Here is a 19839-nt window from a genome sequence, read left to right as displayed (position 1 = left end):
CGGTCACAAAAATCAACCATAAACAGTCAAAAATAATCACAAACATTCATAAACGCTTATAAAAAGCAAAAAAGAAACCTATTCGATCAAACAATCAAATAGGTTTCTTTTCTAAATTCACTTATAAAGAAGCTTTATATATACTTAGAACATCATCTTTATTTAATTTTTTAAAGTTACCAAATTCACCATACACCATCGCTTTATTAGCCATTATATCAATTTCATTTTCTCCAATACCGTAATCAGCTAATGTTGCTGGTGATTCAATTGAAGTCCAAAATTGACGCAGTGCCTCAATTCCTTCTAACGCCACTTCTTTATCTGTTTTGCCATCTGTTTCTATATCAAATACACGAATAGCGAACTGTTTAAAACGACTTACATTTTCCTCTACAACATGTTTCATCCAGTTCGGGAATAAAATCGCAAGCCCACCTCCATGCGGTATATCATGAACAGCAGAAACTGCATGTTCAATATTATGAGTTGCCCAGTCACCTCTTACTCCCATCGCTAAAATGCCATTTAACGCCATCGTTCCGCAATATAAAATTGTTTCCCTATGCTCATAATTTTCTAAATCACTTAAAAGCTTAGGTGCTGTTTCAATGACTGTTCTTAAAACAGATTCACAATAACGGTCTTGTAGTTCTGTATTCGTTCCATGATGGAAATATTGTTCTAATACATGTGACATAATATCTACCATACCATAAATCGTTTGATCTCTCGGTACAGATGCAGTATGAACTGGATCTAAAATTGAAAACTGCGGGAATGTAACTGGGCTTCCCCATCCATACTTTTCATTCGTTTCCCAATTTGTAATTACCGAGCCTGCATTCATTTCAGAACCTGTCGCAGCAAGAGTAAGTACAGTGCCAAATGGTAATGCCTCACTAGCAAATGCTTTTTTCGTTACAATATCCCATACATCTCCATCATATTTGCTACCAGCAGCAATCGCTTTCGTACAGTCGATTACACTTCCTCCACCAACTGCTAAAATAAATTCAACTCCATTATCTTTACAAATTTGAATCCCTTTCTTTACAGTTGATACACGAGGATTCGGTTCAACACCCGTCAATTCAAATACTTCTGCATTAATATCCTTTAAAATAGAAATTACATTATCATAAATACCGTTTCTTTTAATACTGCCTCCTCCATATACGAGAAGAACCTTCTTACCAAACTGTGGAATTTCAGTTTTTAACTGTTCTAATTGATTTTTACCGAAAATAAGTTTCGTTGGATTACGAAATACAAAATTTTGCATATTTCTTTACCATCCCTTCTATATGAAAAGCAACTATACTTTTGTATACCATATTTTTTTCATTTCACAAAAAGATTTGCTTAACAAAAAAGCCCCAGCCTAAGGGCTGAGACTTTTATTGATAATAAGGTGAGATCATTAAGTAAACAATAACACCAGATAAACTTACATATAACCAAATTGGCATCGTCCAACGTACAATTTTACGGTGACGTGTTAATTGATTTGTAAAACCAAATACAAGTGCAAACAATGCAAGTGGTACAATAATTGCTGCTAGGATAATATGTGTAATTAAAATGATGAAATACACATATTTAATGAATCCTTCTCCGCCAAAATGTGTTGCTGGCGCCAAGTAATGATACGATAAATAAGAAACACAAAATAGCAACGTCGTTGTAAATGCTGCGAGGATAAAACCACGGTGCATTTTCACATTCTTTTTAATAATAGAGTATAAAGCTGCTAATAAGAATACGAACGTAAAGCTATTAAAAATCGCATTTAACATTGGTAAAATTGTTACATCAAAATGTACTTCTCCTTCATAGCCAACAGGTCCAAAGAACAAAAATAAAATAATCGCATTTACAATTACAGAAAGCGTTATCACAATAGGAGCATAGCTTTTCTGATTTGTTGATTGATCCACCAAAATGGTCACTCCCTCTTCCTTCGAGTATGTATACATAACCTCACTATTTTAACATATTATTCACAGTGTAAATGTGACAATAGTTTGACACAGCAAGACAAGACAAAGAAAAAAATCCTTCTTAATAAAACTTCTTAAGAAGGATTTTATCGCTTTATTATTCAAATAGCAACGCGATTAATTTTTGTTAAAAAATGTATCGCTATATGCTTGAAAAATTTCAGACACTTGATATCCCATTAATGAAATTGCTGTTAATGAAAAGAAACCAATCATAAGAAATCGAAACCACATATAAATCTCCTCCTTGTATTTAGCTTAAAAAACGTTAGCTACCTTACAAGTTGCGTGGCACTCTTCATCATCACTTTCCTTCTTCTTTACAATTGCTGTTATAAATCGAATCATAAAGAATAGTACAAAAGGAAATTGTTCGTAATTCACATTGGCATAGTTTAGCAACGGCTCGCGCTGCACATCGAACGGAGATGAGAAGGAATAGAACATACCTTGCTCTTCCATATATACAATTACAATTTTCATGCAAAATACTATTCCTAGAAACGAAACAATATCTTGCCATTCTGTCGTATATAACAAGTTATACAGCTCTAATACGTACTCTTCCAACATCATCCCCCCCTTCCTTTTTTACTATTCTGCTCGCCTTCGTATAAAAAGTCAAGAAAAAAGTTTATATTCACTATGACAATAGTAATTACTTGTTTCTATGATTATATATGATTCTTTTATAGCAATGATTGGGTGTAACTCTCTTCTAAAACAAGAAATTAGAATCGAACAGATTCCTCATTTTTACTTTCGGAATTCAATACTGTACTATTTTTATTTCTATTAAAAATAAAATAAGAAATTATTATAAGAAGAGTAACAAGCATCGTTAATAGTGCCTGTGAACGTAAAGATTCAATTGCGATCATTGCAACTAAAACTGCTATAATCGCAGCAATTGTAACATATGTTACATATGGAAAAAGCCACATCTTCACTTTCAAATTTTGTTGTTCTGCTTTCCCCATTTTTTTACGTATCTTGAAATGTGAAATTGCTATAACGAGATAAACGAGTAATGCAATACCGCCAGATGCATTCACTAAAAATAAAAATACTTTATCTGGAGATATGTAACTAAAAACAACTCCAATGTAAGCAAAGAAAGTTCCAAATAAAACCGCCCGAACCGGAACACCACTACTATTCAATTTCAAAAATGCCTTTGGTGCATCTCCTCTTTCTGCCATTGAAAAAAGCATTCTTGAGTTCGTATATAAACCCGAATTTAAACAAGAAAGTACAGCTGTTAAAACGATAAAATTCATAATTTGTGCTGCCGCTGGTATCCCTATATGTTCCAATACCGCCACAAATGGGCTTTTTAGTATGTTCGCTGAATTCCACGGAAGGAGTGTAACAACTACAGCGATCGATCCAATGAAAAATACGAGAATACGCCAAATCACACTATTTGTTGCTGTTTTTACTGCTTTTACAGGTTCGGCAGACTCTCCAGCGGCTACAGCAACAATCTCTGATCCCATAAATGAAAATATAACGACGGTAATTCCAAGTAACACCGAACTTATACCATTTGGCATAAATCCTCCTTGCCCTACTAAATTCGAAGTGCCAGGTGCTTCCGTTCCTGGTACAAATCCTAAAATAACAGCAAGACCTAAGCAAAGGAACAAAACAATACTTATTACTTTAATAAATGAAAACCAATATTCAAATTCTCCAAATGATTTCACCGAGAAAACATTCGTCAACGTTAATAAAATCGTTAATATTAAGCTTAATAACCAGAGTGGGATTTCCGGAATCCAGTATTGAATAATACCAGCACCTGCTGTAGCTTCTATTGCAATAACAATTACCCAGAAAAACCAATATAGCCACCCAATTGTATAACCTGCCCATGGACCAATTGCTTCTCTTGCATATGTTGCAAATGAACCACTTGTCGGATTAATAGCTGCCATTTCCCCCAGCATTCTCATAACGAAAATAACTAGAAGCCCTGCTAATGCATATGAAACGATAGAACCAGGTCCTGCCGAATGCACAACCGCACCACTTCCAACAAACAAACCAGCTCCTATTACGCCACCAATTGAGATCATTGTAATGTGGCGTATTTTGAGGTCTTTCTTAAGATTTTTATCCAACTCTTGTACATCCCCTTCCAAACTAAATTTGAAATTTATGTAAGAGTACTGTGCGAAAGATTTTGTCCTATACTTTAAAATATATCAAAATATTCTGAATTTAACAATTGCAATTCAATCTCCTTCAAAAATTATTTCATTAGGTTTAATACTTTCCCATACACAATTGTTGAGAAAATTATAGTCCTCTTACAAAAGAAAGAATTTTCAGATATCATTAAATAAACAAGATTATACATCTAGACAACTTTTTGTATAGGAGTGTTAATATGTTAAACAAGTTCAAATTTTTTTGTTGTATTTTAGTAATGTTCTTACTACTACCGCTATCCCCTTTCCAAACACAAGCAGCAAACAATTTAGGTTCAAAATTACTCGTTGGATACTGGCATAACTTCGATAACGGTACTGGCATTATTAAATTAAGAGACGTTTCACCAAAATGGGATGTAATCAATGTATCTTTCGGTGAAACTGGTGGTGATCGTTCCACTGTTGAATTTTCCCCTGTATATGGTACAGATGCAGAATTCAAATCAGATATTTCTTATTTAAAAAGTAAAGGAAAGAAAGTAGTTCTTTCAATAGGTGGACAAAATGGGGTCGTTTTACTCCCTGACAATGCCGCTAAGCAACGTTTTATTAATTCCATACAATCTCTGATTGATAAATATGATTTTGATGGAATAGATATTGACCTTGAATCGGGTATTTACTTAAACGGAAATGACACTAATTTCAAAAACCCAACTACTCCTCAAATCGTAAATCTTATATCAGCTATTCGAACAATCTCAGATCATTATGGTCCAGATTTTCTATTAAGCATGGCTCCTGAAACAGCTTATGTTCAAGGCGGTTATAGCGCATACGGAAGCATCTGGGGTGCATATTTACCAATTATTTATGGAGTGAAAGATAAACTAACATACATTCACGTTCAACACTACAATGCTGGTAGCGGGATTGGAATGGACGGTAATAACTACAATCAAGGTACTGCAGACTACGAAGTCGCTATGGCGGATATGCTCTTACATGGTTTTCCTGTAGGTGGTAATGCAAATAACATTTTCCCAGCTCTTCGTTCGGATCAAGTCATAATTGGACTTCCTGCAGCTCCAGCGGCCGCTCCAAGTGGCGGGTACATTTCTCCAACTGAAATGAAAAAAGCTTTAGATTATATCATTAAGGGCATTCCTTTCGGAGGAAAGTATAAACTTTCAAATCAGAGTGGCTATCCTGCATTCCGCGGCCTAATGTCTTGGTCTATTAATTGGGATGCAAAAAACAACTTTGAATTCTCTAATACTTACAGAACATATTTTGATAATCTTTCCTTGCAAAAATAATAAAAAACAACAATAGGTTACATAACCTATTGTTGTTTTTTATTTATGTAAATTACTTTTTCACTTCTACATGATGAAGAGATTCTTTTTCATCTCTTACATAACTATTCACAAGACTTAAAAGTAATTTACCACCAATTAACATTGCTTGTTCATCAAAATCAGCACGTAGCGCTATCGTCTTCCCAGGTCTTCCACCTTCAATTACGCCGATTACTCCTCTGCTCCCGATATTTGTTTTCACATCAATATGAAAACTTTTTAAGATTTCAGCTATTTTTCTCGGCGTTTCTATTTCTTGAAACGCTAGCTCTGGATATTGATGAAAATCTCTTCGTCATGAAACTATTTGATTATATAAACTTTCCAATTCTTTATGCCATGTTTCTATCCTAGAAATTCCCCTTTCTTTATTTAACACTTTAAACAAAACTTACATAATATTCAGTATTTAACTATTAAAAAAAGAGAACTTTCTCTAAAAGTCCTCCTACTATTCTAGTCACTATTTTGCTTCAACACAAAAATTGAAAGTTCAGGTACACTCCAAAATCTAACAGGCATCCTAGTAGTCCCAATGCCACGATTTACATATAAATATAACGGCTTACTCTTCCCCTCTACTTCATACATACCTTCAACATAGTTCTCAGCTAGTTTGGTAGTAATTAACGGACCTACAAAAGGAATTTGGACTTGTCCTCCGTGACTATGTCCTGACAGTTGAAGATCAACTGGGTAACGATTGATTTTGGTTACAACATCCGGCTCATGTACTAATAACATGTTGAAATCATTTTGTTTCAAGTTTTTTAAAGTTGAATCTATTTGCGGCTTCCCTAATAGAAAATCATCCAAACCTGATATTGTAATATATTTGCCGTTTTCCACTTTAATTTTCTGCACTTCATTTACTAATACAGAAAAACCAGCTTCCTCCATATATTTTTTGTAAAATAAACTACCGCCCCCGCCCCTATCATGATTCCCAAACACAGCATATTTCCCTAAGGGAGCGTAAATTTTCTGCAAAATAGCCTTCGCTTCTTCTCTTTCCGCACTATAAGACCCAAATTTATCTATTAAATCTCCAGTAAAAACTACTATATCTGGATGTAATTCATTCATCTTCTCCACTAAATGTTCAAGTTGTTTCAGTGTAAACTCTGGTCCTAAATGTACATCTGAAAACTGTAATATTTTTTTATTATTAAATTCTTTAGGAATTGCAGAAGCTTCTATTTCATTCCACGTAACTGTTACTAATTTTCGTTCTATTTCTGTCGCATAATAATACAAACTTACTGGTATCATTAATATACTTATAAAAATAATAATAAATATCTTTACGATTGATTTTTTTCGTTCTTTTTTTACATGATTCGTATTCATGTTTTCACCTCTAGAAACACTTTAAATCCTTATTGTTACATTAATGTGACAACATGAACAATGTTATCAATATGTCGTTCCCTCTCTATTCACTTTGACAATTTTATACAGAAGTCATAACATATTTTTATAATACGTAGATTTTTGAATTTTTTCTATTCATTCCATCATTTTATTACGGAGGGGTTATTCATGTCTGTATTTACACCAGAAGAAATTACGAAACTTGCTGCGAATTCAGGAAGGAAAAAAGGTCATTTATCATTGCTCCCTATACTAATTCTTGGTTTTTTTGGTGGTGCTTTTATCTCATTAGGGTATTTACTCGATATTCATGTTATTGGGACAATGCCAAAATATTGGGGATCATTTTCTAGTTTTCTAGGCGCTGCTGTATTCCCTATTGGTCTTATTCTCGTTATTCTTGCAGGCGGTGAACTAGTTACTGGTAACATGATGACAGTTTCTATGGCCTGGTTCCAAAAGAAAATTACTTTATTTTATTTCATACGAAATTTAGTTATTGTTACATTTAGCAATTTCATAGGAGCTGTATTCGTAGCCTATTTTTTCGGTCATATCGTCGGCTTAACTGAAGGAGCTTTTTTAGCGAAAACTATTTCTATCGCTCAAGCGAAACTACAAGATACACCATTGCAAGCATTTATTTCTGCAATCGGATGTAATTGGCTCGTTTGTTTAGCTGTTTGGCTCAGTATGGGAAGTAAAGAATTTATCGGAAAGATTATCGGTATTTGGTTCCCAGTTATGACTTTTGTTGCGATTGGATTTCAACACGTTGTAGCCAATATGTTTGTCATCCCAGCTGCGATTTTTGCCGGTCATTTCACTTGGGCTGAATATTTTCCAAACTTTATTTTTGTTTTCTTTGGAAATTTAGTAGGGGGTATGTTATTTGTAGCACTACCTTACTTCATATCTTATAATAAGAAACTACCTTCTCATCAAGAGAAGACTGAAATGAAGAACAAATCTCTATCCGCTTAAATGGAATGTCTATAAAGTGTCCTAAAAAATATTACAAATTTCATTTTTTTTGCGAATATATGTACGTACACTTGTTCTCGAATGTTTTATACGTTATAATAACAACTTAAATAGCATTATTTACATATGAGGTGAAAAACATGAACAAAACAGAATTAATTAAAAACGTAGCACAAAATGCTGAGATTTCTCAAAAAGAAGCTACTGTAGTTGTACAAACTGTAGTAGAATCAATCACTAACACTTTAGCTGCTGGTGAAAAAGTACAACTTATCGGATTCGGTACATTCGAAGTTCGCGAAAGAGCTGCTCGTACAGGCCGTAACCCACAAACTGGTGAAGAAATGCAAATCGCAGCTTCTAAAGTACCTGCTTTCAAAGCTGGTAAAGAACTAAAAGAAGCTGTAAAATAATGAAAAATATCCTTCTCATTTATGAGAAGGATATTTTTTTCATAACATAATTAATAAAAATCTGACCATTATGCTGTTTCTTTTGTTCTTTTATGCAAATAAAACCTTTACTTTTAAAAAAAGGTTTTGCGGTAATGCTCGCCTCTGTATATATCTCCCTATGCCTCAATTTCACTGCTTCTTTTTCTAACATCTGTAGTATGTATGAAGCGACTCTTTTCCCTTGATAATCTTTATGTGTAAATAAACGATCTACGTAATGATCATCGTTATAATCCCCAAATCCCAATATCACACCGTTATGATCCGCTACATAACTAATATTCTTCTCTAAAGACTTTAACCAGCTTTCTCTATCTAGTCGATTTGGTGCCCACGCCTGTAGCTGTAACTCATTATAATCTTTTGCATTAACCGTATGAACTGTCTCATAGAACAATTGTAATACTTGCTCTAAATCTTCTTTCTGAAATGTTCTAACTATAATATCTTTTAACATATATAAGTCTCCTTACCAAACTACCTCTTAACTTTTCTACTACATACGATTCCATATTTCTTCTTTATTATATCGTTTTAATTTCTATACGAACAAAAAAACAATACTTATTCAAAGTATTGTTTTTTAATTCTATTCAATTACTTTAATGTAGCTTTTTAAGACTTTAATTTAACTCTTTGTAATCTTAATGCATTTAATACAACGGATACAGAACTAAATGCCATCGCTGCTCCAGCAACCCAAGGTGCTAAGAAGCCTAATGCCGCGATTGGAATTCCTAACGCGTTATAAGCTAATGCCCAGAATAAATTTTGTTTAATATTTCTTATCGTCATTTTACTCATAAAGATCGCATCAGCAATACTATTTAAATCCCCACGGATTAACGTAATATCTGCCGCTTCCATCGCTACATCCGTTCCTGTTCCAATTGCCATACCGATATCCGCCGTAGCAAGAGCAGGAGCATCATTTATTCCATCTCCAACCATTGCTACTTTCTTACCTTGTGCTTGGAGTTTTTTCACTTCTTCTGCTTTTCCTTCTGGCAATACTTCTGCAATTACGTGATCAATACCAACTTGCTTTGCAATCGCCTGAGCAGTTTGTGTATTATCTCCTGTAATCATCACAACGTCTAGACCCATTTTTTTCAGTCTTGCGATAGCTGCTTTTGAAGTATCTTTCACAGTATCTGCAACGGCAACTATACCGGCATATTCTTTATCGATTGCAATAAGCATTGCTGTTTTTCCTTCTCGTTCTAGCGCTTCCATTGATTTAGAAACTTCTTCAATATCAATATTGAATTCCTTCATTAATCGACGTGTGCCAATTAATAATTGTTTTCCTTCTACAACTGATTCGATACCGAATCCTGGAATCGCTTCAAACGTTTCTGAACTTGGGATATCAATTTTCTTTTCTTTAATTCCTTCTACAATCGCTTCTGCAAGTGGATGTTCAGAATTTCTTTCTGCTGCCCCTACTAAACGTAGTATTTCTTCTTCACGGAATCCATCTGCTACGATTACATCTGTTAACACCGGCTTCCCGTTTGTCACAGTACCTGTTTTATCTAGAATAACTGTATCTAATCGGTGTGTTGCTTCTAAATGCTCCCCGCCCTTAAATAAAATACCATACTCAGCCGATCTTCCTGATCCTGCCATAATAGATGTAGGCGTTGCAAGCCCTAATGCACACGGACAAGCGATAACAAGTACGGCAATCATTTTCTCAAGTGCTCCGCCAAAATCACCAGGTGTAACAAATAGCATCCACACTGCAAATGTGATAATTGCAATCACAACTACAACTGGTACGAAAATACCTGAAATTTGATCTGCTACCCTTTGAATAGGAGCTTTTGAACCTTGAGCCTCTTCTACTACTTTAATAATTTGAGCTAATGCAGTATCTCTGCCTACCTTAGTGGCTTTCACTTTTAAAAACCCATTTTTATTTATTGTAGAACCGATTACTCCATCTCCAATTGTTTTATCAACCGGAATACTTTCGCCTGTTAACATCGATTCATCTATCGCTGACTTTCCTTCTACAATTTCCCCATCTACTGGGATTTTTTCACCAGGCTTTACATAGACGATATCACCAGCTACTACTTCTTCAATCAAAATTTTTATTTCTGTTCCATCTCGCACAACTGTAGCTGTCTTCGCTTGTAAACCCATCAATTTTTTAATCGCTTCTGATGAGCGCCCTTTTGCTTTCGCTTCAAATAATTTACCTAAAATAATTAATGTAATAAGTACCGCACTCGTTTCAAAATATAAATCTGTCATATGTTCCGAAGAACCAATAGATTGAATACTTAAATATACACTATAGAAATAGGCGGCCGACGTTCCAAGCGCCACGAGAACATCCATATTAGCACTTTTATTGCGTAACGCTTTATAAGCCCCAACATAAAACTGTCCACCAATGATAAATTGAACAGGAGTTGCAAGTGTTAGTTGCACCCAAGGGTTCATTAACATATCTGGTAAATAAATAAACGAAGTAAATGAGAAATGACTAACCATTGCCCACAATAATGGGAAAGATAAAATAAACGAAATAATAAACTTCTTCTTTTGTCGCTCAATTTCTTGTAATCGATGATCAGTTGATGCATCTTGATCATCTGGTTTCACTTCTAATTTATATCCTAGCTTCGTAATCACGCTCTTCATTTCATTTACATTAACTTCATCAGGATTAAAGTCTACTGTGGCTGATTCTAAAGCAAAATTTACTGTCGCCTTGTTCACACCATCTAACTTATTTAAACGCTTTTCAACTCTATTTGCACATGCTGCACATGTCATTCCTGAAACAGTAAATTCAGCTTTATCACTTACAATTCCATATCCTAACGATTCAACTTTTTCTTTAAATTGTTGCGGATTTGTTTTAGTTGGATCGTACATTATTTTTGTTTTTTCAAGCGCAAAATTTACATTTGCCTCATGAACACCTTCTACTTTTTTTAGACCTTTTTCAATTCTATTTGCACATGCCGCACATGTCATTCCTGATATTTGAAGATTGGCCTCTTTTTTTTCATTCATGTCTCTCACCTCTATATACCCTTATGAGGTATAAGTATTAGCAAAATAAATCGTACTTCATTTAAAGTACGATTTATCTCCATATCTAAAAATAATTATTGAACATCGTATCCTTGATCTTCGATTACAGCAACGATATCTTTTAATGTTACAGCAGACGAATCGATAGTAACTTCAACAGTTCCTTCTGCTAATTGAACCTTCACTTGTTCAACACCGTTTAGCTCTTTCACACTGCTTTCGATAGCATTTACACAATGTCCACAAGACATACCTTCAACTTGTAATGTTAACTGTTCCATTTAAAATCCTCCTCTTGTTTATTCATTGTTTGTTAATCACAATTACATCTTACCATACCCCCCTAAGGTAATCAATGGTTTTATATCATGATTTTTCAATTATTTTCTAAAAGTTTATTTTACACACACTTTTTCACTACAATACACCAAAATCCAATATAAGGGTAAACAAAAAAACAAGCCAGTTAAATACTAGCTTGTTTTTACGCTTTTGAAAAACGTTCAAATACTGTCATTAATTCTTCAATTGCTTCGTCACCATTTCCATTTTTAATAGCTCCTGAAACACAATGACTCGTATGATTTTTGAGAACGCCCATTCCTACTTTTTTCATCGCTGCATTAATCGCTGAAATTTGCACTAAAATATCCACGCAATAACGATCATTTTCAATCATATTTTGAATACCGCGAACCTGTCCTTCAATTCTCTTTAATCTATTTATAATCTGTTCTTTTTCTTTTTCTGATCTATGTGTTACTGCTTCATTCTCTTTATGATCCATATTATCACCTTCTTAAAGTTTCTCTTCATCCAATAAAACAATTGTTTTTATGAGTATACCAATTATAGCATTAAATATCTACGCATGATACCCCATAAGAGTATATTTACACTTTATGCCTATTCTTAACAACTTATTAGCTTCTCAGCCTCAATTATCATGATACCCTTTCCTTTTTTCAAAAAAATAATAAAAGGGGATTATCCATCCCCTCTTATTATTCATCCATAAATACAAAAGTCTCAATTTATACGTGTATAAATTGAGACTTTTTTCCTTCTATATATAATTATTGCTGATCACATACTTTTTCATCATTCACTACTGAAGTTCCTTCCACGGTTACCGTATGAAAACAGTCATTTACACGAACTGTCACAACATTATCTTGCCGATCAATAACATGATATTCATTAAAATTTTTATTCAGAGCACTGCGAATTTGTTCTCCTTCATAAATTGGAATTCCATGTGATAAAACCCAAATAAGCCCAGCGATAGCAAGAATAGTTTTCATACGATCTACCTCCTTGAAAATATAGTGAACTTTTAATCCATGCTTTTGCAGCTCTACGAATCATGATTGGAATGAACTAAGCCTTTTTGGAAATAAGTTCATTTCGTCTATTTTATGTTTATGCTAATTGTGACCGAATTGTGACAACTTTTCGTCTCTTTAGACGAAAAGTTGAAACAAAACGTTCAAAAAGGACAATTCTACATATCAAAAAAGGTTATGGAACGTTTCATCCATAACCTTTTTAAGTCCAATCCTACAACTCATCCACCGTACTTCATGTGATCTTTGTAGAGTTGTTTTATTTTCATTCATTGACATCAAAGCAAAACTTCGAAAATACTTCCCACACAAGTTCATTCCTGCTACTTACCCCAGTCTTTTCAAAAATGGATTTTAAATGATCTTGTACCGTGTATATAGATATACAAAGTTCTTGGGCTAATTCCTTTGTCGACATACCTGTAAGAATTTTACGTATTACTTGCTTCTCACGTATTGTAAAACTATAAGCTTCCATAATAAGTGGAAAAATCTCTTCCGGTCTTGCTCTTTCGAATAGAACAATATAACCACCTTGAAAACTACTTGTACGTTCTAACTTACTAGCCCGAATGATTAAAAAATGGCCATAGGCTAAAGGTAGACAAACGTTTTCTTCTCTATTCATACACCCTACATTATACTCGTTAGCCTTTACTTTCGAACAAACCGCACGTATTGGCCTTGGTATTTCTTTTATATTTAACTGTTCATGCTTTCTAAGATTTGAAAGCCACTCGCTGCCACCTTGATTCCAATATAATACACTAAAATCCTCACTTACTATAATCGTACCTGTGCCTATCACCTTCTCTTCTGAAAAAGGTATAGAAACTGTCTTCTTTAAAGCCTCTCCAGCGATTGGGACTATCGTTGCTAAGTACTTACAATCATCGATATGAAAAGCGGGACTTATACTTCCTCGAAATAAACTAAGATGGCCATAACATTTCCCCTTACTCATACAAACGCCCCTTAATTCATCTCCAAAACTTGCTGGTTTTAAAATATTTCGGTATCTAGAGCTTTTCTTTTGTTCACCATTTGTCGCCATACTTAGAGAAGCAACATGAGGAGAGTGTTCTGTTAAACATTTAAATTTATTAAAATCATCTTCTAAAAATTCATTCATAAACAATTGTGGATGAATCTTTTCAACACTCTCATCGGTAAATGCCCCAGTAGATAAAAAAGAAATTGGGTCTATAGTTGTAAAACAAGCGGCGTCAAAATCAATAACTTTACGTATCAAGTGGAGAAATGACTCTTGAAATGATCTTATAGAACTTATATGATTCGCTACCATTTTAATTTCTTTCATTGTTTTTTCATGCATCCTCTTCCCCCCCAGATTTACGGGATTGTTCCCCTTCATAATTTCATTTCATAATAAACCTATAAAACACATACTTAGGAGGTTAAAAATGAATTGGAATGATACTACCGTAAATTCATATGAACAAAGAATTCCATGTAAAATCCCAGGCTACTACCACCTATATGAAATGATGAACCATTTTTTATTTACTACACTCCCTATAAAAAACATGAATCCAAATTTACTAGTTATAGGTGCTGGTGGCGGACAAGAAATTCTCTCAATAGGCAAACAAAATAACAACTTATCTTTTACAGGGGTCGATCCATCTGAAAGCATGCTACAGTTAGCTAAAAAAAGAATTAAAAACGAAGGCATACAAAACCATGTTCATCTTGTACATGGAACTATCCATACATTATTACCAAATCAGTTATTTGACGCTGCCACCTGTATGCTTGTCCTGCACTTCATTCCAACTAATAAGGAGAAAAAAGAACTTATTAATGATATTAGTAATCGCCTAAAGCCTGGTGCGCCATTCTTTCTCGCTTCAATAAATGGTGTGCCCCATACAAGTATGTTTTCTACACAATTACATGCTTGGCGCAATCATATGATGCAAAATCAAATTCCATTAGAAGATTGGGACCGATTTGAAAATTCTTTTGAAACAGAAATATTTCCTATTTCCGAAGCTAATTTATTAACTATTATGGAGGAATGTGGCTTTACTCAAATGACTCGCTTTTTCACTAGTTTTTTAATTGATGGATACGTTGCCTTTAAACAATAAGGAAAAAAGGTAAGCAATTGCTTACCTTTTTTCCTATACGTAACTAATAAATCTCAATCCTTTACTTAAAGACGTCGGCACAACAGATGCATGATTCTCTCCTTCAGCTTCATAAAACTTAAATTTAAGTTTATCGTGGTTTACTTGGAGAAGGCGCTCTGATAATTCATTTGCACCTACAACCATATGCTCTCGTTCTAGTGACCCAACTGTAAGGAACACTCCTGTTTCAAACTTAGCATTGTTTAATTCATGTATAAGGTTCTCTTCTTTTTCAAGTACAGATTTATTATTCCACCATATAGATGGACTACTAATAAAATAATTTTGAAAAGCATTTAAGTTTGTAAATAGTATATGGAGAGCAAATAGTCCACCTAAAGAATGCCCAAATAACGTTTGCTTACCTTTATCAATCTCAAAATTCTTTTCAATTTGTGGTTTCAGTTCTTCTTCAATAAAAGTAAAGAAATTATGTGCTCCTCCTGTTTTAGGCCACGGTTTACCATCTGGTTTTAAAGGAGCATCTTTTGAAATTACGCTAGGCGTAAAATCATAGCATCTTTCTTCCCCTGAAAATGCGCCTTCAATTGGATAACCCACTCCTACTATAACAGCTGGTGAAACACCGGTTTTTTCCGCTCTTACTGATTGTATTTTAACTGCTTCATGAAATGTTTGAAAAAAGGCATTGCCATCTAATACGTAAATGACAGGATATCCTGAATCCGGTGCTGGTTGCCTCGGCTTTGAAATATGAATTTGATATTCTTTACCTTTTAATTTTGAATACATTTTCCACTGCTCTGTATTAGATGTTATAATCTGCTGTTTTTCAACTGTAGTATTCACCCTATCCCCCCCTTTTTAACTTGTTACATATATTTCGATTTTTTCTTCTTGAGATACAACGCTATCATAACCGAAACAAACAGGAGCCCCGTTATACGGATCAATCATGACACGCGCATCAATATGAAATACTTCTTTTAACACTTCATTTGTAATGATTTCTTCTGGGCTACCAGTTATAACAATTTCTCCTTCCTTCATTGCAATAATTTCATCTGAAAACCTTGCTGCATGATTAATATCATGTAATACCATAACAACCGTACAATTATGTTCTTTATTTAACTTCTCCACAATTTGTAATACATCTAATTGATGAGACATATCAAGGTATGTAGTTGGCTCATCTAATAGCAACACTTCTGTCTCTTGTGCTAATGCCATCGCTAGCCATACCTTTTGTCTTTGACCGCCCGATAAATTTGCAATTTGTCTCGTCCGAAATTCAGAAGTTTTCGTTATATCTAATGCCCAATCAATCATTTCTTTATCTTTTGTCGTTAACTTATTTACGTTATTTCGATGTGGATAGCGTCCATAAGAAATTAATTCTTCCACTTTAAGTTCACCTGGTGCAATTGGCGTTTGCGGGAGTAAAGCTAACTGCTTCGCAATTTCTTTCGTTGGAATTGTATGTAAATCTTGCCCTTGCAAATATACTTTTCCGCTTTTTTGTTTTAAAATTCTTCCCATTGTTTTTAACAATGTCGATTTACCGCAACCGTTTGGACCTATAATTGTCGTTACTTTTCCTTCTTGTATTTCCACATTTAAATCGCGAAACACTGTAAGCTTTTCATAACTTGTTTCTAAATTTTTTGCACTTAAAATACTCACTTTTATTCCTCCTCTTACGCTTTCGCCTTATAAAGTAAATATAAGAAATACGGTACACCGACAATAGAAATAACGATTCCAACTGGTAGCTCTACAGGTGTGAAAACTGTTTTCGCAATAAAGTCTGAAGCAATTACAAGAAACATTCCTATTACGCCGCACGTAGGAATTATATACTTATGTTGAATACCGACAAGTCTTTTCGCTATATGCGGTGCCATTAGTCCAATAAAACCGATACTCCCTGAAACAGCAACACATGCGCTCACAAGTCCGATACTACTTAACAGTAAAATCGATTTCTCTCTTTCTACTGAAACACCTAAACTTGTAATACTCGTTTCTTCCAATTGAAATAAATCTAATAAATAAGCTTTCTTTTGTATAAGCGGAATTAAGATAATAAGCCATGGTAACATAGCCACAATATACTTCCAGTTTGCACTATATATACTTCCAGACACCCACACTGCAGCCATCTCGAAATCGGTTGACTTCATTTTGAGTGATAAATACATAGAGAATGCTCCAAACCCTGAACCGATTGCAATCCCTGTTAATAACAGTCGTTGCGAATCTAACTTACCGTTTTTCCAAGAAAACAAATAAATGATTAGCGCTGCACCTAATCCACCTATTAAACCAAACATAGGCATCATCATTATAGAAATCCAATCTGTGCTCTTTAGTTGCCCTTGAAAGAAAAACATAAAAATAACGATGGCTGTTCCTGCTCCGGCGTTTACGCCTAAAATACCTGGGTCTGCCAATCCATTTCTTGTAATCCCTTGAATAACAGCACCCGCAACACCAAGGCCTAATCCTACTAATCCAGCAATTACAATACGCGGAAGGCGAAACTCAAAAATAACTAAATCATGTTCTGGTACTGGATCAATTCTAAAAAGTGTTTTAAATACATCTGTAATCGTAATATCAAACGTACCATTCGTTAAACTAATGTAAATGGCACATAGTATTAAAAATACAATAATCCCCATCGTCATTCCAAAACGTTGACTTGAACTTTTAAGCATGTCTCTCTCCTCCTCTTGTACGAATTAAATAAAGGAAGAAAGGAATTCCAATTAAAGATGTTACGACTCCAATTGGCGTTTCAAATGGATAATTTACAAATCTACTTAAAACATCACATAACGCTAAGAAAACGCCACCAATAACGCCTGCACATGGCAAAATCCACTTATAATCTACCCCAATTATAAAGCGAGTAATGTGCGGAATAATTAAACCTACAAAACCAACTTTCCCCACTAAAGCAACTGCTGTTCCTGTTAAAAAGATAACTGATAAAATTGCCATCGCTTTAACTAGTTTTGTACGCTGCCCTAAATTAATAGAAACCTCTTCGCCTAATGAAAGAATGGTAATAGATTTTGATATTAACAGCGCTAAAATTATTCCAATTATCCCAAACGGTATCGTGATTTTAATGATATTAGGATCTACTTGATCTAATTTTGCATTAAACCAAAAACTAACATTTTGAGAAATTTGAAAATATGAAGCCATTGCAGCCGATACACTGCTTAAAAATGTTCCAATAACTGTCCCTATAATCGCTAACCTAACTGGTGATAAGCCATTTTGAAGGAGCGAACCAAAACCAAACACGATACCGGCTCCTAGTGCAGAACCAATCATTGAACATAAAACCATACCAATTGATGACATTCCCGGAAGAAAGATCATACAAAGTGTAATAACAAAGGCAGCGCCATCCGTCACACCCATAATAGAAGGGGATGCAAGATAGTTTCTTGTCATCCCCTGCATAAGTGCTCCTGATATGGCTAGAAATGCTCCGACTAAAAGAGCTGCAACTACCCTTGGTAAACGTGAAGTAATAATAATATTATGATTTACATCGCTTGAATCAAAATGAAATAATGCGTTCCACACTGTTTCAGCATCAATACTTTTCGCCCCATACAAAATCGAAAGTATAACTGTAAATAAGATGAGTATGGGTGCTATACATAATATGGTTACTGGTACTGCATTTGTTTTCTGCATATCATTCAACGCACCTTACTTATTGTATTATTTAGATAAATTTTTCACTGCTTCTTTTAAGAATGCTGTTTTACTCCAAGCAGTACCACCTTGTGCCATTGGATCTACAACATTTACAAATACTTTCTTTTCCTTCGCAGCATTCATACTTTGCCAAATTGGATTACTTTCAATTTCTTCTAACACTTTCGGGTTTTTATTTTCACTTGCCTCATATTGTAAGAAAATATAATCTGGGTTAAGTTCAGCAAGTTTTTCAAATGAAATTTTCTCTTGTGCTTTTACAGTTTTCAATTGTTCTGGAGCAGTTAGTCCAAGATCTTTATAAATTACAGGGTTGAAGTATACTCCATCTGGATATAAGAATAATTCGTTTGCTCTTAATCTAATGACAAGTACTTTTTTATCTTTTAACTTATCTCCTAGTTTTGCTTTTGCTTTTTCAGCGTCCGAATTGTAGTCTTTAATAATTTTTTCTGCTTTATCTTTTTTACCAGTTAATTCTCCCATTAACTTTAAGTTATCTTCCCAATTTGTTGAAACGTGTGATACCGGGAATGTAGGAGCTACTTTCGTAAACTTTTCAGCTGTTTCTGCTGGGAATTTCGTACTCGATGTAATAACATCTGGTTTTAATTGTAGTAATGTTTCGAAATTTGGTTGCATTTTCTCACCAACAGATTTCGCACCTTCTAACTCTTTTTCAAGGTATTTTGGTAATTTACCACCTACAGTAATGGCACCAACTGGTTTAATTCCAAGTACCGCCGCATCTTCCATTGACTCTAAACTAGCTGTCGCAATTTTATCTACTTTTGCTGGCACTGTATATTCTTTACCTAAATATGTAATTTTTCGTTTTTCATCTTTTTTCGTTTCCGTAGCTTTTGTCTGTTGTTTTTGCTCGCCTGAAGTTTTATCCGCACTATTACATGCCGCTAAACCTACACTTAAAACTGTAACCATCCCTAAAGTAAATAATTTCTTGTTCATCTTTATATGTCTCCTCTCGAATTTTCAAACTATATTCTCAATAAAATTTAACTATATGAACCTTGTCTCAAATATATATTTCATTAGATTAATAATTTTATCCAGAACTCATTCACGTTCACTTCCCCTAGACTATAATTCTTTTACACCTTCATCACTTGATAACCGTTTCTACTGATAATGATTATCGTTACTAAGTATATATTTAATATGAAATTATTTCAAGAATGATTTGAAAAATTTTAACAAACTGAATTAAAAAAAGAA

At 34.2% G+C, this 19839-nt stretch carries 20 protein-coding genes and 1 pseudogene; 4 read left to right on the top strand and 17 right to left on the bottom strand.

The genetic code is table 11. The annotated features are described in order from the left end of the window. Positions 1-121: 121 nt before the first annotated feature. From MHI28_RS28590 to gabP, 4 genes are all read right to left on the bottom strand, one after another. A complete protein-coding gene (locus MHI28_RS28590; RefSeq protein ID WP_001179114.1) occupies positions 122-1285 on the bottom strand; it encodes an iron-containing alcohol dehydrogenase in 1164 nt (387 codons plus the stop codon). Between the two features lie 115 nt (positions 1286-1400). Beyond that, on the bottom strand, positions 1401-1943 hold the full coding sequence (locus MHI28_RS28585; RefSeq protein ID WP_000228316.1) for a DUF420 domain-containing protein: 543 nt from the start codon (positions 1941-1943) through the stop codon (positions 1401-1403). A 318-nt stretch (positions 1944-2261) separates the two neighbouring features. Further along, entirely contained in the window at positions 2262-2576 is a 315-nt protein-coding gene (locus tag MHI28_RS28580; RefSeq protein WP_002162598.1) for a hypothetical protein, read from the bottom strand. Between the two features lie 158 nt (positions 2577-2734). Continuing rightward, positions 2735-4129, bottom strand: coding sequence for a GABA permease (gabP, locus tag MHI28_RS28575; RefSeq protein WP_000360101.1), 1395 nt, complete (start codon positions 4127-4129; stop codon positions 2735-2737). Between the two features lie 269 nt (positions 4130-4398). On the opposite strand from gabP, the gene MHI28_RS28570 reads away from it, so the two are divergent. After that, positions 4399-5481 (top strand): chitinase, encoded by a 1083-nt coding sequence (locus MHI28_RS28570; protein ID WP_000932446.1) that lies wholly within the window; start codon positions 4399-4401, stop codon positions 5479-5481. 154 nt (positions 5482-5635) lie between these two features. Here MHI28_RS28570 and MHI28_RS28565 read toward each other — a convergent pair. Both MHI28_RS28565 and MHI28_RS28560 read right to left on the bottom strand, forming a co-directional pair. Further along, positions 5636-5872 (bottom strand): annotated as a pseudogene (locus MHI28_RS28565) (amidohydrolase); the annotation flags it as partial. Positions 5873-5979: 107 nt separating this feature from the next. Further along, entirely contained in the window at positions 5980-6873 is an 894-nt protein-coding gene (locus tag MHI28_RS28560; RefSeq protein ID WP_001095333.1) for a metallophosphoesterase, read from the bottom strand. 192 nt (positions 6874-7065) lie between these two features. Between MHI28_RS28560 and MHI28_RS28555 the strand changes: the two genes are divergently transcribed. Both MHI28_RS28555 and MHI28_RS28550 read left to right on the top strand, forming a co-directional pair. After that, entirely contained in the window at positions 7066-7881 is an 816-nt protein-coding gene (locus tag MHI28_RS28555) for a formate/nitrite transporter family protein (protein WP_000110551.1), read from the top strand. A gap of 140 nt (positions 7882-8021) precedes the next feature. Beyond that, positions 8022-8294 (top strand): HU family DNA-binding protein, encoded by a 273-nt coding sequence (locus MHI28_RS28550; RefSeq protein WP_001043904.1) that lies wholly within the window; start codon positions 8022-8024, stop codon positions 8292-8294. A 19-nt stretch (positions 8295-8313) separates the two neighbouring features. Here MHI28_RS28550 and MHI28_RS28545 read toward each other — a convergent pair whose 3' ends face one another. The 6 genes from MHI28_RS28545 to MHI28_RS28520 form a co-directional block, all read right to left on the bottom strand. After that, positions 8314-8793, bottom strand: coding sequence for a GNAT family N-acetyltransferase (locus MHI28_RS28545; RefSeq protein WP_000910173.1), 480 nt, complete (start codon positions 8791-8793; stop codon positions 8314-8316). Between the two features lie 158 nt (positions 8794-8951). Then, positions 8952-11372: a heavy metal translocating P-type ATPase gene (locus MHI28_RS28540; RefSeq protein WP_001003184.1), complete on the bottom strand. Its 2421-nt coding sequence runs from the start codon at positions 11370-11372 to the stop codon at positions 8952-8954. Between the two features lie 95 nt (positions 11373-11467). Beyond that, a complete protein-coding gene (gene copZ / locus MHI28_RS28535; RefSeq protein ID WP_000436973.1) occupies positions 11468-11674 on the bottom strand; it encodes a copper chaperone CopZ in 207 nt (68 codons plus the stop codon). A 203-nt stretch (positions 11675-11877) separates the two neighbouring features. Further along, entirely contained in the window at positions 11878-12180 is a 303-nt protein-coding gene (locus MHI28_RS28530) for a metal-sensing transcriptional repressor (protein WP_000349643.1), read from the bottom strand. Positions 12181-12469: 289 nt separating this feature from the next. Next, positions 12470-12697: a hypothetical protein gene (locus tag MHI28_RS28525; protein WP_000849105.1), complete on the bottom strand. Its 228-nt coding sequence runs from the start codon at positions 12695-12697 to the stop codon at positions 12470-12472. Between the two features lie 307 nt (positions 12698-13004). Further along, positions 13005-14075 (bottom strand): helix-turn-helix transcriptional regulator, encoded by a 1071-nt coding sequence (locus tag MHI28_RS28520; protein WP_000544759.1) that lies wholly within the window; start codon positions 14073-14075, stop codon positions 13005-13007. 88 nt (positions 14076-14163) lie between these two features. Here MHI28_RS28520 and MHI28_RS28515 point away from each other — a divergent pair, with 88 nt between their 5' ends. Further along, positions 14164-14853 carry a class I SAM-dependent methyltransferase gene (locus tag MHI28_RS28515; protein WP_001104343.1) on the top strand — a complete coding sequence of 230 codons (690 nt, stop codon included), beginning with the start codon at positions 14164-14166 and terminating at the stop codon, positions 14851-14853. A 33-nt stretch (positions 14854-14886) separates the two neighbouring features. Here MHI28_RS28515 and MHI28_RS28510 read toward each other — a convergent pair whose 3' ends face one another. From MHI28_RS28510 to MHI28_RS28490, 5 genes are read right to left on the bottom strand one after another with little or no spacing between them, the layout of a single operon-like run. Continuing rightward, a complete protein-coding gene (locus MHI28_RS28510; RefSeq protein ID WP_001098706.1) occupies positions 14887-15705 on the bottom strand; it encodes an alpha/beta hydrolase in 819 nt (272 codons plus the stop codon). 15 nt (positions 15706-15720) lie between these two features. Next, complete coding sequence (locus MHI28_RS28505; RefSeq protein WP_000025762.1) at positions 15721-16542, bottom strand: ABC transporter ATP-binding protein; 822 nt, start codon at positions 16540-16542, stop codon at positions 15721-15723. A gap of 14 nt (positions 16543-16556) precedes the next feature. Continuing rightward, a complete protein-coding gene (locus tag MHI28_RS28500; RefSeq protein ID WP_000920455.1) occupies positions 16557-17579 on the bottom strand; it encodes a FecCD family ABC transporter permease in 1023 nt (340 codons plus the stop codon). Continuing rightward, on the bottom strand, positions 17572-18579 hold the full coding sequence (locus MHI28_RS28495; protein ID WP_001173054.1) for a FecCD family ABC transporter permease: 1008 nt from the start codon (positions 18577-18579) through the stop codon (positions 17572-17574). Before MHI28_RS28495 ends, MHI28_RS28500 begins: the two co-directional genes overlap by 8 nt. Positions 18580-18606: 27 nt before the next feature. Beyond that, positions 18607-19572 carry an iron-hydroxamate ABC transporter substrate-binding protein gene (locus tag MHI28_RS28490; RefSeq protein ID WP_001035504.1) on the bottom strand — a complete coding sequence of 322 codons (966 nt, stop codon included), beginning with the start codon at positions 19570-19572 and terminating at the stop codon, positions 18607-18609. Between the last annotated feature and the right edge of the window lie 267 nt (positions 19573-19839).

Origin of the sequence: Bacillus sp. FSL K6-0268 (assembly GCF_038005425.1) — a bacterium.
GTDB lineage: Bacteria > Bacillota > Bacilli > Bacillales > Bacillaceae_G > Bacillus_A > Bacillus_A thuringiensis_S.
The sequence above is the reverse complement of the archived record's forward strand: the minus strand, read 5'-3'. Positions and strand labels throughout refer to the sequence as shown.

Excerpts from the sequence above, each read along its gene's own strand:
- MHI28_RS28570 (WP_000932446.1), top strand. The coding sequence starts at position 4,399 with ATGTTAAACAAGTTCAAATTTTTTTGTTGTATTTTAGTAATGTTCTTA.
- MHI28_RS28580 (WP_002162598.1), bottom strand. The coding sequence starts at position 2,576 with ATGTTGGAAGAGTACGTATTAGAGCTGTATAACTTGTTATATACGACA.
- MHI28_RS28540 (WP_001003184.1), bottom strand. The coding sequence starts at position 11,372 with ATGAATGAAAAAAAAGAGGCCAATCTTCAAATATCAGGAATGACATGT.
- MHI28_RS28495 (WP_001173054.1), bottom strand. The coding sequence starts at position 18,579 with ATGCAGAAAACAAATGCAGTACCAGTAACCATATTATGTATAGCACCC.
- MHI28_RS28530 (WP_000349643.1), bottom strand. The coding sequence starts at position 12,180 with ATGGATCATAAAGAGAATGAAGCAGTAACACATAGATCAGAAAAAGAA.
- MHI28_RS28560 (WP_001095333.1), bottom strand. The coding sequence starts at position 6,873 with ATGAATACGAATCATGTAAAAAAAGAACGAAAAAAATCAATCGTAAAG.
- MHI28_RS28545 (WP_000910173.1), bottom strand. The coding sequence starts at position 8,793 with ATGTTAAAAGATATTATAGTTAGAACATTTCAGAAAGAAGATTTAGAG.
- MHI28_RS28590 (WP_001179114.1), bottom strand. The coding sequence starts at position 1,285 with ATGCAAAATTTTGTATTTCGTAATCCAACGAAACTTATTTTCGGTAAA.
- MHI28_RS28550 (WP_001043904.1), top strand. The coding sequence starts at position 8,022 with ATGAACAAAACAGAATTAATTAAAAACGTAGCACAAAATGCTGAGATT.
- MHI28_RS28555 (WP_000110551.1), top strand. The coding sequence starts at position 7,066 with ATGTCTGTATTTACACCAGAAGAAATTACGAAACTTGCTGCGAATTCA.
- MHI28_RS28520 (WP_000544759.1), bottom strand. The coding sequence starts at position 14,075 with ATGCATGAAAAAACAATGAAAGAAATTAAAATGGTAGCGAATCATATA.
- MHI28_RS28500 (WP_000920455.1), bottom strand. The coding sequence starts at position 17,579 with ATGCTTAAAAGTTCAAGTCAACGTTTTGGAATGACGATGGGGATTATT.
- MHI28_RS28490 (WP_001035504.1), bottom strand. The coding sequence starts at position 19,572 with ATGAACAAGAAATTATTTACTTTAGGGATGGTTACAGTTTTAAGTGTA.
- MHI28_RS28515 (WP_001104343.1), top strand. The coding sequence starts at position 14,164 with ATGAATTGGAATGATACTACCGTAAATTCATATGAACAAAGAATTCCA.
- copZ (WP_000436973.1), bottom strand. The coding sequence starts at position 11,674 with ATGGAACAGTTAACATTACAAGTTGAAGGTATGTCTTGTGGACATTGT.
- MHI28_RS28525 (WP_000849105.1), bottom strand. The coding sequence starts at position 12,697 with ATGAAAACTATTCTTGCTATCGCTGGGCTTATTTGGGTTTTATCACAT.